General features: G+C 50.2%; 14 protein-coding genes. 13 read left to right on the forward strand and 1 reads right to left on the reverse strand.

All coding sequences use genetic code 11. From position 1 onward, the window contains the following. Window positions 1–55 precede the first annotated feature (55 nt). The 8 genes from B1748_RS38095 to B1748_RS21815 all read left to right on the forward strand — a co-directional run bounded on the left by B1748_RS38095 (window position 56) and on the right by B1748_RS21815 (window position 5,374). Entirely contained in the window at window positions 56–187 is a 132-nt protein-coding gene (locus B1748_RS38095; protein WP_373271294.1) for an S-layer homology domain-containing protein, read from the forward strand. A gap of 230 nt (window positions 188–417) precedes the next feature. Further along, window positions 418–1,461, forward strand: coding sequence for an alpha/beta fold hydrolase (locus B1748_RS21785; protein WP_087570060.1), 1,044 nt, complete (start codon window positions 418–420; stop codon window positions 1,459–1,461). A 101-nt stretch (window positions 1,462–1,562) separates the two neighbouring features. Continuing rightward, window positions 1,563–2,147, forward strand: a complete 585-nt coding sequence (locus tag B1748_RS21790; protein WP_087570061.1) for a chloramphenicol phosphotransferase CPT family protein — start codon at window positions 1,563–1,565, stop codon at window positions 2,145–2,147. 170 nt (window positions 2,148–2,317) lie between these two features. Further along, window positions 2,318–2,770 carry a GNAT family N-acetyltransferase gene (locus B1748_RS21795; protein ID WP_087570062.1) on the forward strand — a complete coding sequence of 151 codons (453 nt, stop codon included), beginning with the start codon at window positions 2,318–2,320 and terminating at the stop codon, window positions 2,768–2,770. Window positions 2,771–3,035: 265 nt separating this feature from the next. After that, on the forward strand, window positions 3,036–3,722 hold the full coding sequence (locus tag B1748_RS21800; RefSeq protein WP_087570063.1) for a DUF6199 family natural product biosynthesis protein: 687 nt from the start codon (window positions 3,036–3,038) through the stop codon (window positions 3,720–3,722). 119 nt (window positions 3,723–3,841) lie between these two features. Further along, window positions 3,842–4,288 carry a double zinc ribbon domain-containing protein gene (locus B1748_RS38100; RefSeq protein ID WP_143810356.1) on the forward strand — a complete coding sequence of 149 codons (447 nt, stop codon included), beginning with the start codon at window positions 3,842–3,844 and terminating at the stop codon, window positions 4,286–4,288. 74 nt (window positions 4,289–4,362) lie between these two features. Next, window positions 4,363–4,944, forward strand: a complete 582-nt coding sequence (locus B1748_RS21810; protein WP_179215734.1) for an SUKH-4 family immunity protein — start codon at window positions 4,363–4,365, stop codon at window positions 4,942–4,944. Between the two features lie 73 nt (window positions 4,945–5,017). Next, entirely contained in the window at window positions 5,018–5,374 is a 357-nt protein-coding gene (locus B1748_RS21815; protein WP_087570065.1) for a VOC family protein, read from the forward strand. Window positions 5,375–5,421: 47 nt separating this feature from the next. Here B1748_RS21815 and B1748_RS21820 read toward each other — a convergent pair whose 3' ends face one another. Continuing rightward, a complete protein-coding gene (locus B1748_RS21820; RefSeq protein ID WP_179215735.1) occupies window positions 5,422–6,354 on the reverse strand; it encodes an AraC family transcriptional regulator in 933 nt (310 codons plus the stop codon). Between the two features lie 367 nt (window positions 6,355–6,721). Between B1748_RS21820 and B1748_RS21825 the strand changes: the two genes are divergently transcribed. The 5 genes from B1748_RS21825 to B1748_RS21845 all read left to right on the forward strand — a co-directional run bounded on the left by B1748_RS21825 (window position 6,722) and on the right by B1748_RS21845 (window position 13,560). Next, window positions 6,722–8,449, forward strand: a complete 1,728-nt coding sequence (locus B1748_RS21825) for a sensor histidine kinase (protein ID WP_179215736.1) — start codon at window positions 6,722–6,724, stop codon at window positions 8,447–8,449. Window positions 8,450–8,453: 4 nt separating this feature from the next. Continuing rightward, window positions 8,454–9,860: a response regulator gene (locus B1748_RS21830; protein ID WP_087570068.1), complete on the forward strand. Its 1,407-nt coding sequence runs from the start codon at window positions 8,454–8,456 to the stop codon at window positions 9,858–9,860. Window positions 9,861–10,022: 162 nt separating this feature from the next. Next, the gene (locus B1748_RS21835; protein ID WP_087570069.1) at window positions 10,023–11,693 is read left to right on the forward strand and encodes an extracellular solute-binding protein; all 1,671 of its coding nucleotides are present in this window, start codon (window positions 10,023–10,025) and stop codon (window positions 11,691–11,693) included. Between the two features lie 69 nt (window positions 11,694–11,762). Further along, the gene (locus B1748_RS21840; RefSeq protein ID WP_087570070.1) at window positions 11,763–12,656 is read left to right on the forward strand and encodes an ABC transporter permease; all 894 of its coding nucleotides are present in this window, start codon (window positions 11,763–11,765) and stop codon (window positions 12,654–12,656) included. A gap of 19 nt (window positions 12,657–12,675) precedes the next feature. Beyond that, window positions 12,676–13,560 (forward strand): carbohydrate ABC transporter permease, encoded by an 885-nt coding sequence (locus B1748_RS21845; protein ID WP_087570071.1) that lies wholly within the window; start codon window positions 12,676–12,678, stop codon window positions 13,558–13,560. Window positions 13,561–13,563 lie beyond the last annotated feature (3 nt).

The raw sequence follows: 13,563 nt of genomic DNA on the forward strand, positions 1-13,563 counted from the left end.
GCTTTAGAAAAGCTCTTGGGATCCAATCTCCCAAGAGCTTCCTGCCATTTCAGAAATAGCGGCATTGGTAAGAGAAGGCATTGTTCAAGGCAGCGATCATGCCATTCATCCTCACAAACCAGCTTCAAGAGCAGAGGCTGCCGCCATTGTATACAGATTGTATGACAAACTCGACATTACACTTTAAACAAATCAGGAGAAGTTCTGTTTGAGGGCTGACTCCTTGTTGCTTGCCACCAAGAACTTAACCCGCCAACCTTAGAGGTCGGCGGGCTTTCTTGTTGAAGACGTCGCTTTGACCGGCGATTAATGTAGTCTACTACTTTATTCTCTTTTGACAGTTGAGCCTTCAGGACGTTATGATAATTGCTGAAAAAATCTTAATACATCATACGGAAAGAGAGCCGCGCATCCTTAATGAATCGAAAACGAAAAAAGACTAAAAAGGCTGTCTCAATCATTTTTGCTTTGACCGTTATCATCGTGGTCGCTCTCGCATTTCCGACTTGGACACCTTCGATCAAAGGGGAAAACAGCATCGCCACTTTGGAGCAGGTGAAATTGAACGGCGCTTGGCACGAGATCATGATCCGCGGCGCCGACCGGAATAATCCTATCGTCATTTTCGTCCACGGCGGACCCGGCTGCTCCGAAATCCCTTACGTGCGCAAATACCAAGAAAGACTGGAGAAGCAATTTACCATCGTGCATTACGATCAGAGGGGGAGCGGCAAGTCGCATCGGTTCGGCGAAGATTATTCGGACGTGACAGCAGGGCTGCTGGTCGAAGACCTGTTCTCGATTACAGATTACGTAGCCGATAGACTGGGGCAATCAAAGGTTATATTAATCGGTCACTCCTACGGCACGTACATAGGCTTGCAGGCAGTCGCTGCTTCGCCGGAGAAATTCGCGGCATACATCGGAATCGGACAAGTCGCCAATCATCACGTCAGCGAGTTGGACAGCTTCGCTTTCGCGCTAGGGCAAGCCACCGCAGCCGACGATAAGAGCGATATAAGACAACTGGAAGGCATGCGGGAGAATGTTGAAGCAGGCCGCGACATCACGCCGAGGAGTCTGATCCGGAAGTATGGGGGAGCGGCAAGATTAATTGACGATAACCGCGATTATGTCGAAGGTTTTCTAATGAACCGGGAATATAACCTGCTGGATGTAATCCGTTATGCAAGGGGGATTGCGGTGACACAGGACCGACTATTAAACGAAGAATCTATGCGGCCGATAACGAGCTTGGTGAAGAAGCTCGAACTACCGGTCTACTTCGTAATGGGAGCGCATGATTATATGACGTCGACGAAAGCGGCAAAAGCGTATTTCGAAGAGTTGGACGCGCCGGACAAAACGTTTATTGTCTACGAGCACTCGGCTCATTACCCTCAGTTCGAAGAAGAGGAACGGTTCGCGGAATGGATGGAAACGACGTTTCGAAACGAATAAAAGGATAAGGAATAGATGAAAAGTCTGTATGGGACGGACATAACCCTCCTTCTGATCTTAAATGTTCGAAAAAAGACGTTATCTGAAGAGGTGATATTTAATTGAAGCAAGGGATAATTGTTTTTCTAAATGGAACTTCAAGTTCCGGAAAGACTTCCATATCGACTGAACTATTAAACCAAAATGAAATCTCGTTTTATCATTTATCAATTGATGATTTTTTTAATGGACTGTTTCATGACTACATTGACTTCATTAACACCAAATATGCAGATGATGTGCAAGGCCCAACCCATATAATTATTGAACCATTGATTACTTTGTTTTATTCAACAATTAAATTTATGTCGGTAATGGGGACGAATATCGTTGTAGATACAGTAAATGATACTGAAGATCGCTTTAATACATTTCTAGGTTTATTAATGGATCATCCTGTACTGCTTGTAGGGGTAACTTGCTCGAAAGAGGAACTTATAAGGAGAGAAAAACTAAGGGGAGATAGAGAAATTGGTTTAGCAATTTCTCAGTATGATAAAGTCTACAGCCTTAATGAGTATGATCTTGAATTAAATACCGAAACCTTGAGTCCAGATGAATGCGCCAATTTGATATTAAATTTTATTAGATTAAATCGTGAATATTCTGCTTTTAAGAAGCTAAATAAAAAAAACGGTAAGAGTTAGATGTACATTGAAGCCGTATTCTTCAGATAACACCATGTTTCATGCTTTAGGGCATTTATCAGTGTTCAGAGAGTTCATTCCGCTATCGGAGAACGATAGTTCAATTATATATCTCTGTCAATGGCAATCCTTTCGTGAACAGGGGAACAATGAAAATCGAGGTGTAATAAATGCAAATACGTAAGTTACATACGCACGAAATCCCGCCATTTGAACTATTATTATTAGCGGATCCTTCACAGAAGCTTGTTGAGGAATATCTTCGAAGAGGACATTGCTATATCGCCTCACTGAATGATCAAATAATAGGAGTCTATGTTTTACTGCCAACAAGACCCGATACAGTTGAATTAGTAAATGTAGCAATTGATGAAAAGAATCAGGGCAGAGGGTTCGGAAAACAGTTAGTGAAACATGCAATACAAATTGCGAGGGAATTAGGATTCAAAACGATTGAAGTCGGTACTGGAAATTCAGGTGTTGGGCAACTTGCCCTTTATCAGAAATGCGGCTTTAGAATAACTGGAGTAGACAGAGACTTTTTTGTTAGACATTACGATGAAGAAATATTTGAAAATGGTATACAAGTGGTGGACATGATACGACTATCACAAGATTTATAATGGAACGATTGTTGAACTAACGGAAACATTAGCTTAATGACAACAGCGGCAGTCTAAGACTTTATTTTTCAAGTCCTAGTCCGCCGCTGGTTTATTTTCTTAGCATTTTAGATCGCGGCAACCCGGTTAATTACACAGCCTGCCGGCGAAATCCTGCAGGCTGTGCAGCTAAAGCTTGCAACCGCCTATCTTATTAGAACGTAAGGGGATAAAGCAGAAGCAGAAAGGATGAGCGAATATTTCTACCCCAGCCTTATTCCGAAAAATGAAAACGCCTAGTTTTATTTTCTTCGTCTCCGTTATCTTCGCGTCCATCTTGACGGGCTTCTTGTCGAGGCCCTATTTCACGGAGCGCGTCTTCTACCTGTACGAGGATACGTACAAATTCGCCGGCGAGCAAGAACGACTCGTCACCTACCATAGCAGCACGGCTGATCCCGTCCAAGTACGCACCGAAGACGAGTTAAACCGCACATTGATCATCGGCGGGCAGTCCTATGCGATTGCGGACATAAGCAACCCTTACTCGATCAAGTTCCGCGTGACCTATCCGAACGGCCATGTCTACAGCGTCGAGGATAATAATGGCTTGCTATGGAACTACGATGACAAAGGCAATATCGTCATGGCTATTCAGATTTACGCCAACGGCGAGCGGATCAAGGAAGAAGGGGAAGAAGATTTTCAGCCGTCGGCGCTCGTAATAGCGGCTTACCCCGATTACCATATCAAACGAGGCATGCCTGGGTTTCTGTTTTTTGCCATCGGCCTGTTGATCTTTGGCTGGTGCAGCTTCCGTTATCAAGCCTTCCAAGATTTAATGTTCCGCCTATCTCCGCAGCGGTTCATGTACGAGAACCCCGAGCCGAGCGACTTTTATTATTTAATGAGCAAGGTCGGCGGCATTGTCGTTATGATCGGTTCGATAATCGTCGCTTTCAAAGCGTACTAGGCGCATGTGGATACTGCTTTTGCCGCTTTTATTGAGTAGAGGCCAGGTTCACGCACAACCTTATTCCATATCATACGTTATAGTAGTAAACAGTTTTAAAAGAAGGATGGTATTGCTTAATGGCGGTAAAGATATGTACCGATTGTGGGGAATCAAACGCTGAAGGCTCGTTAATATGTGTTATTTGTGGTAGTTCGCTTAAAGATGCAATGATGGAAGGAACTCCAAACACTGTTAAAGATTATTCTAGAAACGCAACTCCCACAACATGCCAGCACTGTAATGAACGTTTGGTCCAAGGATCATTAACATGCAGATATTGTGGATCCGTTGTATCAAAAACGGTAAACGGTTCTCGTTATTATAGTGATCATATTTCCTCAGGGGAAAGCGGAGGATCCACACCTATGGCGACTTTTGGAAGAGGCTGCTTATGGCTCATCCTTGGTACATTAGGATTGGTACTGATCGCTGTTATTACCCAGAGTACAATTCAAATTCCGTGGTTCATATTTATCCCAGTCGTGATTCTTGTCTTCTGGATGGCTTCGAAGAAAGGAAAATAATTAGATCGGGTTGTGTAAGGCGCTCGATTGAGCTATCACAATCATGTATTGAAAAAAGAGGAGGAAATGGAGCTTTGAAACGTGTTGTCGTTTATGATCCGGATCTCGTCAGATCCGTCAATTTGCCTGAGAAGGTAGAGGCATTTTTGCTTAAAGAAGGGCTTCCTCTTATCGAACCCGCGGATGCCGTCTTAGGCGTTCGCTTCCAATCGTTCGCGGATATGGGACTTCTGCACACTGGCGAACGCAAGCTGCTGCCCATCGGATACGAATGGGAGCCGGAGAGCGCCATTCTGGGACTGGCTCAAGGTTCGGGGCATCTATATTCCTTCCACCCGACCTCCGGGCAATCAGGATTCGTTAACTCGGATATCCGTTTGTTTCTGTTGTTCTTATCCTGCGTCCGATCGTTTACAGCAAGTCACTCCGAAGGTGATCAAGCGACGATATGGACGGCGGAGCAAATGCGTGAACGGCTGGCCGCCTTCCGCCGCGGTGAGATCGTCCCGCAACATCCGAAACGGCCGGCCTTCGACCGCAAGACGGAGTTGACCCGGATGCGGGCTTTGTTTGAGGAGAAGGACGCGGCCAGCCTGGCAAACGAAAACCAATGGTGGAGCCTCGTGCTTGAGCAACTGGAAGACGGCTTATTATAGGGCTTCGCTAAAACATTCGGTAGTCGAAAGTAATCTAAATTGATGGACAATGCTTGCGTCTAGGAGGGTTAAAATGAAGGTCAAACGAATTGTCGCCAATATAAACACGAAGGATATCGCGGCAGCTACAGCCTTCTATCAGGATGTGCTCGGCCTTGACTTAATGATGGATCATGGTTGGATTAGAACCTATGGTTCAAACGAGGAGATGAGCGTTCAAATTAGTATCGCCTCGCAAGGCGGCTCAGAAACGCCTACGCCTGAATTATCGATTGAAGTCGATAATGTGGATGCCGCTTTAGAAGGCATGAAGAGAGCCGGATTTCCGATAGAATATGGGCCTGTCGACGAACCTTGGGGCGTTCGTAGATTCTATGTACGCGATCCATTTGGCAAGCTAATTAATATTCTTGCTCATAAACAAGGGTAATCTTACGGCCAATCGTAAACGGACGCTGGTCTTGCTTGCTTCATGCGCTATTGGGGGGAGAGGGCCGGCGCCTTATGCCGATCCCTGAATTGTTTGGGCGAACAATCGTTGTACCGTTGGAACAGATCGTAGAAGTGTCCAAGGTTTGAGACTCCCGCCGCTTCGGCAACTTCGGCGATGCTGATGTCGCTCGTAAGCAGCTGTTGCTCGGCCTTCCTTATTCGCTTGTAGGAGACGAAGTCAATAAAGGACATGCCGAACGCTTTCTTGAACGTCTTAATAAAGTGGGTATAGCTCATATTAAGAAGGCTGCTGACCTCGACCACGGACAGTTTGTTGCCCAGTCGTTCTTCCACATAGTCAATTGCTGGCTGCAGCCGATGAGCCAATTGGTTGTCGCTATAATTCAGCTGCTTACGCTCATCATGTCTAAGCAGCAATAAGAGAAGATCTTTGATGCGGGAAGAAACGGCAAGCTCGTAACCAAGCTGGCCTTCGTTCATTTCCTTGAAAATATCGCGGATCAGGGCGGCAGAGCGGGTGCGCGCATCGCGGCACTCCCTGTAAATGTAGTTCAGCGTGCTGAGCGGACGAAGAACTTCCGAGAAGTGACGCATGCTGGTCAGCGTGCTCTGATCCCAATATTTGCGCAGATCAATTTGGAACACGAGGTAACTCAAGTTGCCGTCCTTCGTTTGAATCGTCCTGTGAGGTTCGGAGGATCCGAACAGGCAGATATCTCCTTTGCGCAGTACCAATCGTTCCTCTGTGCAAAAGGCCGTCAGCTCTCCCTTGAGGATAAGGAGAAACTCTACCTCCTCGTGGTAATGCCATTCTGCATACTGTTTCTGTCTCCAATCCTGCTCGACCTGCAATTGAACGGCTTCCGGCGCGGTATCCTTGCAATCGATTTGCCAGATTCGCATGGCAAGAAACGGATTCTGATAGACAACTTGCTCATGGTGCATCCCGGAATACATGGCTCGGACTCCTTTTGCTTTCGACTTGTATGGGACAGAATGACGTAAGGATATCGTAACATAAACCCGAAATTTGATAAAGAATATGACAGAATACCGTATAAATGAAAACGAATCGGTCATCGAACGGAGAACGCTTGTCGCGATAATGTGACAAGCGTTCTTTGTGTATTGAGGTTTGCTCGACGATTGTCGGCCGGGTTACGAGTCTAATTCAAAGAGGAGCTGGCGAATACGAAGAACCGGATCGGCGACTAGTCAATCTCCGATTGACGGGTTTTTCGCTTGATGTTAGTTTATGAATAAGAACGCTCGGCGGATCGCAATGCCACGAACGTTAACTGCTTACAGGACAGGAGCTGCCGGGATGAACAAACAGACAGTACCACTTCCGTCGTCTAGATCTCTCAAGAATCGGCTGGTGCTGTTTTTTACGATTATGGTGCTCGCACCGCTCGTGTCCATTCTGATTCTGTATCTCAGCAACGTGTATCCGCTGTTGAATCAGCGAATCGAGAACGAAATTCAGAACAATCTGAAGCAGTTCGCGACATCGTTGCAGGGAACGTTGGAAAGTCTGAACTACGCCACACAGCGCTTCGCTTTCGCCGACAGCGTGGGGAGCAAGCTGGGGGAGTGGTTGACTTCGGACGATCTGTACGAGAAATCGAAGCTGACACGGGAGATTACGAGCGAACTCAATTTGATCTCCATTACCAACCCCGTGATTGGACTGACCTTTTATTACGACGAGTCCAGCGAGTCGCTAGTGTTTGCAATGCCGCAGGTAAGGGAGTTTAGACTGGACGAGTTGCCGGTCATGTCTAAGACTTCAAGCATCACCTATTTCCGTCCGCATCGATCACTGGATCGTTTTAATCACCGGAATGTACTATCCGTCATTCGAAGAGTCGACTTGCCCGACAACAAACATGTGATGATCTATGCGGAGACAAGTTATAATTTTATGCAAAATATTCTCGAAACCGATCGGACGAATCGCCCGCATCTCATTGTGGACGACACCGGCGTAGTGATTTATTCGGAAGAGGAGAAGGCGTTCCCGCCAGGCAGTCGTCTCGCTTTGGGCGGTACGAAGAAGGTTCGCAGTGCTGGGTATTATCTGTTTCATGAACCGACGTATACAGGCTGGAGGGTCGTCAGCCTGGTGCCCAGTGGCACCTACCATAAGGAGATTAACCGCTGGTTGCTGCAGCTTGGCGTCATTCTGCTGCTGTCGCTTGTCGTGGGCCTTATACTCGCGCGGGTGATCTGGCGCATGGTTTATGACCCGCTGAGGAGAATCAACAACGGTTTCCAACTGGTCGGCACCGGCGACTTGTCTACGCCAATCGCGTCTACCCGAATCGTGGAGTTCGATCAACTGTTGCGGCACTTCGAGAAGATGCGGCTTCGCATCCGGCAACTGCTGGAGGATAACGCCATCAAAGAGAGGCGGCGAGCGGACTTCGAGACGGAGAAGCTGCTGTACCAGATCAACCCGCATTTTATTCATAACACGCTTGATACGATACGGTGGCTTGCTCGCGTCAAGGGCAATCATGAGATCGACGAGCTGGCTTCTTCGCTGAACAAGCTTCTGTATTACAATCTGGGCAAAAAAGGACATATGTCTACCGTCGCGGAGGAAATCGAAGCGCTGCAGGATTATATTGCCTTGCAAAGAGTCCGCTACGACTTCGAATTCCAGGTGTCCGTGCTGGCGGAGCCGGAGGTGCTTCAGTTCGCGATACCGCGATTTATCCTGCAGCCTCTCGTTGAAAATTCGCTGTATCACGGCAATCTCGGCGAGAACGGGGTCATCACCGTCACGATTGGGCGATTGTCCGGCGAGTCTGTATTCACGATTACAGTGCGGGACAATGGAGCGGGCATGACGCAGCCCAAATTGGATATGCTGATGCAGGACGGTCTCGGAACAGACGGCAAGATAGGTCTTGGCATTGGCACCTACTACGTTCGCAAGGTGCTGGAAAATCAATTTGGACAGTCCGCGGACTTCGGCATAGAAAGCGTCGAAGGCGAAGGCACTTGCGTCTATCTCAAGCTGCCCATCAGACAGGAGGGGACTTAACGAGATGAACGTGTTGGTCGTGGATGACGAAAAACTGGTTCGAGCTGGCTTTATCGCATTGATGCCATGGGACAAATTCGGAATGAAAGTGGCGGGCGAGGCGGCTAATGGCGAGAAAGCGCTGGAATTTTTGTCGGCCAATCCTGTGGATCTGGTCATTACCGACCTGGCGATGCCCGTATTGTCGGGACTGGAGCTGATGCATGTCATGAAGGAGCGGCATCCCGACATTCCGGTCGTCGTGCTGACGTTCCATCAGGATTTCGAGCTGGTGCAGGAAGCGCTGCGCCTCGGCGCTATCGATTATATTGCAAAGGTAGAACTGGAGAAGGAGCAGCTGGAGCAGGTATTGGGCCGGATCAAGGCGCGTATCGGGAAGGAACGTCAACGAGGCGGCATGGCGCAAGTGAGTTTGTCGCTGGAGACACTGGCGATCGCCTATTATATCGGCAAGCGCGGAGGTAAAGCGGCGGAGCGTCCTGCTCATATGGTCGCAGAAGCACAGGAACTGGATGACGGCGTCTGGTACGTGCCGCTTCCCGAATACAACAAGGAAGGCGGGGCAGTAAGCATTCAGCAAGCACTTGGCAGAGAATGGACGGTGCTCGGTTTCGAGAGGCCGTGCGGCATAGAACGGGATCGGCTCGGCAAAGCGGCGCGGCGCTTCCGGGAGACGGGGCTGTTCTATCTGTCCGAACCGGAACGTCGCGTCTACCGGGTCGATCCGGAGGCTTGGCTTGCGGAAGCGATGGCTGAACCGGAGACCGTAGCGCTTCAGTCGTCATTGCAACGGAGCTGGACCGACTGGCGGTGGCTACGCGATGACGAGGCGTATGCTAAGCTGTTGCGGGAGACAGAGGATGCGCGCCTGCCTGCCATCCAAACGCGGGACATGCTGCTGTCGTCGCTGCGGGAGCTTCGCACGTTCGGAGTGGCCGGAGAAGCGGCGGGTCTGGAGCCGGATCTCGAGCGCATGACGGATTGGAGCGGCTGCGTCGACATGCTGGACGGCATCCGTCGACGATATCAGGCCGCCTTTCTGCATAGCGGGTATTCGTCCGAGGTAGTAGAGAGCGTCGCGAAGGCGATTCGGTATGTCGAGGAGCATCTGGAAGAAGATTTTAGCCTCGTTGATGTCGCCGTAGCGGTTAATCTCAGCCGCAGTTACTTCAGCCAATGTTTCCGTGATATGGTGGGCAAGCCGTTCGTTGAATATGTGCGCGCAGCTCGCATGGAACGGGCGAAGCGTCTGCTGGAAAGCACGGACAAACCTATCTACTGGGTAGCGGAACGCTCCGGTTATGCCGACGAAAAATATTTCAGTAAAGTATTCCGCAGCCAATACGGGCTGCTGCCGCGCGAATACCGCTCCCGCTATATCGGCACAAGTGGAGAAACGTCCAGCCCATAGTGGAATTTCGTCCGCTGCTAAATCTTTCTTTAGGCGACATGAGGCAAATATGCTCTTAATCAAGGACCGTTTCCCGACTTGGAAACGGTTTTTTTCATTTATAATAAAAGTGCGATCGCAAGCTGAACAGTTAATTAAACAAATACGCTAGGGGGATGTAACGTGTCAACACGATTTATCAGAAACTTCACTCTATTGTTTGTCCTGTCCGCCATGCTGACGACTGCCTGCACCGGTGGAGCGGGCAAGCCGGAGAGCACCGCTGGAACGGGGAGAAATACGGCAACAGCCAACCCGGAGGCAACCTCCATCGTCGAAGAGCACGATCCCTTTGGACGGTACGAGGAGCCGCTCGAAATTTCCATTGGCAAGTCGCTTAATCTGTCTGACAAATCGCTGCCGGAAGGAGATACGCCGATCAGCAACCAGTTTACGCGTTATCTGGAGAAGCGGCTGAATTTGAAGTTTAAAGCTTATTGGCAAGCGGGAGGCGAAGCTTACTCCCAGAAGGTAAGCGTAGCGACCGCCAGTGGCGATCTTCCCGACGCTATGGTCGTGTACTCGTACTCCGAGCTGCGCAAGCTGGTGGACGCCGGATTGGTAGAGGATATGACCGAGGTCATCGAGCAATACGCGTCTCCGCTCGTCAAGGAAATCTATGCGGCGGGCGATCATGCGGCGACCAAAGCGGCCACGTTCGGCGGACGGGTGATGGCGATTCCCGCTTCGCAGGGACTGGGCGACTCGATGTACATGATGTTCATCCGCCAGGACTGGCTGGATAAGCTCGGGCTGCAGGCGCCGACCACGCTGGAGGAACTGGAGCATGTCATCGCTGAGTTTCTGGATAAAAATCCGGGCAACGTCAAGGATCAGATCGGCTTGCCGGCTTACAGCCTGTTCGGCATGACCAACAACTTCCCGACGCTGAATCCGATCTTCGCTTCCTACGGCGCGTTTCCGACCAACTGGGTGAAGGACAAGGACGGCAATGTCATGAGCGGCCTGATCGCCCCGGAGACGAGAGAATCGCTGGCGAAGCTGAGAGAGATGTATGCGGCGGGTCTCATCGACAAGGAGTTTGCGCTGCGCAAGGATGTGTTGGAGCCGATCATCAGCAACCGTACGGGCGTCTTTTTCGGACCGTGGTGGATGGGCTTCAACCCGCTCAACCAGTCGATGCAGAACGATCCGGAAGCACAATGGAAGGCATATCTGGCGCCGCTCGGCAAGGACGGCAAATACAACACGCATGTGCAATCGCCTTCTTCGATGTTCTATGTGGTGAAAAAAGGCTACAAACATCCCGAAGCAATCATGAAGCTGGTCAATGTGCAGACCGAAAACGAACAGGGCCTTGATCCCGAGGCCGATATGGATCTCGGCGTGGACTGGGTCAACGAACCGCTGCGTGCGCCGGTCGACTTCCCGGATTCCATCGAAAAGGATGCTGAGAAAGTCATCAAGGCTCTGAACAACGAGCTGCCAGCGGATCAGCTTACGAGCAAACAGAAGCGCATTTATGAAAGCTGGCTTAAAACAAAAGACAACCCTACCTCGGATATTGCAGCTTGGTCGGAAGCCTTCTCCTATGTTGTCGGGGGCGGACAACTGCTCGAGCCTCAGCTCAATAAAGTGCCGAGCCTCTACTACGGCGAAACGAACACAATGGTGACGAAGGGAGCGGCTCTCGGCAAGCTGCAGCAGGAGGTGTTTAACAAAATTATTATGGGCTCGGCGCCGATCGAAGCGTTCGACCAATTCGTAATTGATTGGAAGAAGCAGGGCGGTGACGAAATAACGGCCGAGGTGGCCGAACTCCTGCAGCCATAAAACGATAAATGTGAAAGTGGTGCCCGCGACAGTCCGGCGCCACTTTCCTTTGAAGGGGGAGGAGCCGTCATGGGGAGAAAAAAAACGTTTGCGCTGGACTACCATCTCATGCTTGCGCCCGGTATTCTGCTGCTGGTGCTGTTCTCTGTCGTGCCGATGTTTGGCATCGTTATCGCGTTTCAGCAATACAGTCCAGGCCGCGGCATCTTTCATTCGGAGTGGACGGGGCTTGACAATATCCGCTATATGTTTCAGTTGCGGGACAGCGGACTTATTTTTAGAAATACGTTGTTTATCGCCATTATGAAAATAGCGGGCAATCTGGCCGTGCCGATCGTATTCGCGCTGCTGCTGAACGAACTGCGGATGAGGCTGTTCAAGCGGATCGTGCAGACGGTCGTTTATTTGCCGCATTTTCTGTCATGGGTTATCCTGGCAGGCATTCTTACCGATATTCTGGGCTACAAGGGTTTGGTCAATCAACTGCTCAGCGTGTTTGATATCGAGCCGATTCTGTTCTTTGCCAGCAATAAGTGGTTCCCGGCGATATTGATCGGAAGCGAAGTGTGGAAAGAATTTGGCTTTAATACGATTGTGTTCCTCGCTGCTTTGGCAGGCATCAGCCCGGCGCTGTACGAGGCTGCGGCGCTGGACGGCGCGGGGCGCTGGCAGCGGCTGCGGCATGTGACACTGCCGGGCATGCTACCTGTCATTGTGCTGCTCGCGACGTTGGGGCTCGGCAATGTGCTTAATGCGGGCTTCGATCAAGTGTTCAACTTATACAATCCCGTCGTCTACGAGTCGGGCGATATCATCGACACTTATGTGTACCGCAGCGGTTTGATGGATGCCCAGTATGGTCTTGCCACCGCTGTCGGCTTGTTGAAGTCCGTTGTCAGCTTCGTGTTGATTATATGCTCTTACGTGCTGGCATCCCGCTTTGCCAATTATCGAATCTTCTGAAGGACGGAGGTGAACATCCATGATGAAATCCCATTCTCTGTCCGACAAGCTGGCGGACGGCCTGATCGCGCTGGTGCTGGGCGGCGCCGCCTTGCTGTCGCTTTATCCGATCTGGTATACGGTGGCCGTCTCGTTGAGCTCCAGCGCCGCGGCAGCCGGGGGGCTCGTTAAGCTATGGCCGGTCCAATTCACACTGCAAGCTTACAGGACTATTATGGACGATCCCGCTTTTTTTCGCGCGTTCGGCGTTTCCTTGCAGCGTGTGGGTCTTGGGGCGCTGATCAACTTCGTGCTGACGGTGCTGATGGCGTATCCGCTGTCCAAATCCGCAGCGCAGTTCTCCGGACGCAATGTGTACATGTGGTTTGTTGTATTTACGATGCTGTTCAGCGGCGGACTGATTCCGTGGTATCTGACCATCAAGGAATATGAATTGCTGAATACGATCTGGGCGCTGGTGCTGCCGGGGGCGGTGCCGGTGTTCAACGTCATCCTGACAGTCAACTTCTTCCGCAGTTTGCCGCGGGAGTTGGAGGAGGCTGGTTATATGGATGGCGCGGGGCCGTGGTATGTGCTGTGGAACATCTTTGTCCCGCTATCCGCGCCCGTGCTTGCGACCGTAACTCTGTTCAGCATCGTCGGCCATTGGAACTCCTTCTTTGACGGGCTGATTCTGATCAGCAATCCGGAGAAATATCCGTTGCAAACCTATGTACAACAAATGGTCGTCCGTTTTAGTACGGAAAGTATGACGCCGGATCAGCTCAAAAATCTCGGGGAGCTGTCCAACCGGACGCTCAATGCGGCAAAAATATTTGTCACCATGCTTCCTGTGCTGCTGATTTACCCGTTTCTGCAACGCTTTTTTATTCACGGAATTATGCTTGGATCGGTCAAAGAATAACAA

It is taken from the genome of Paenibacillus sp. MY03, from assembly GCF_002165585.1.
Classification (GTDB): Bacteria; Bacillota; Bacilli; order Paenibacillales; family Paenibacillaceae; genus Pristimantibacillus; species Pristimantibacillus agaridevorans.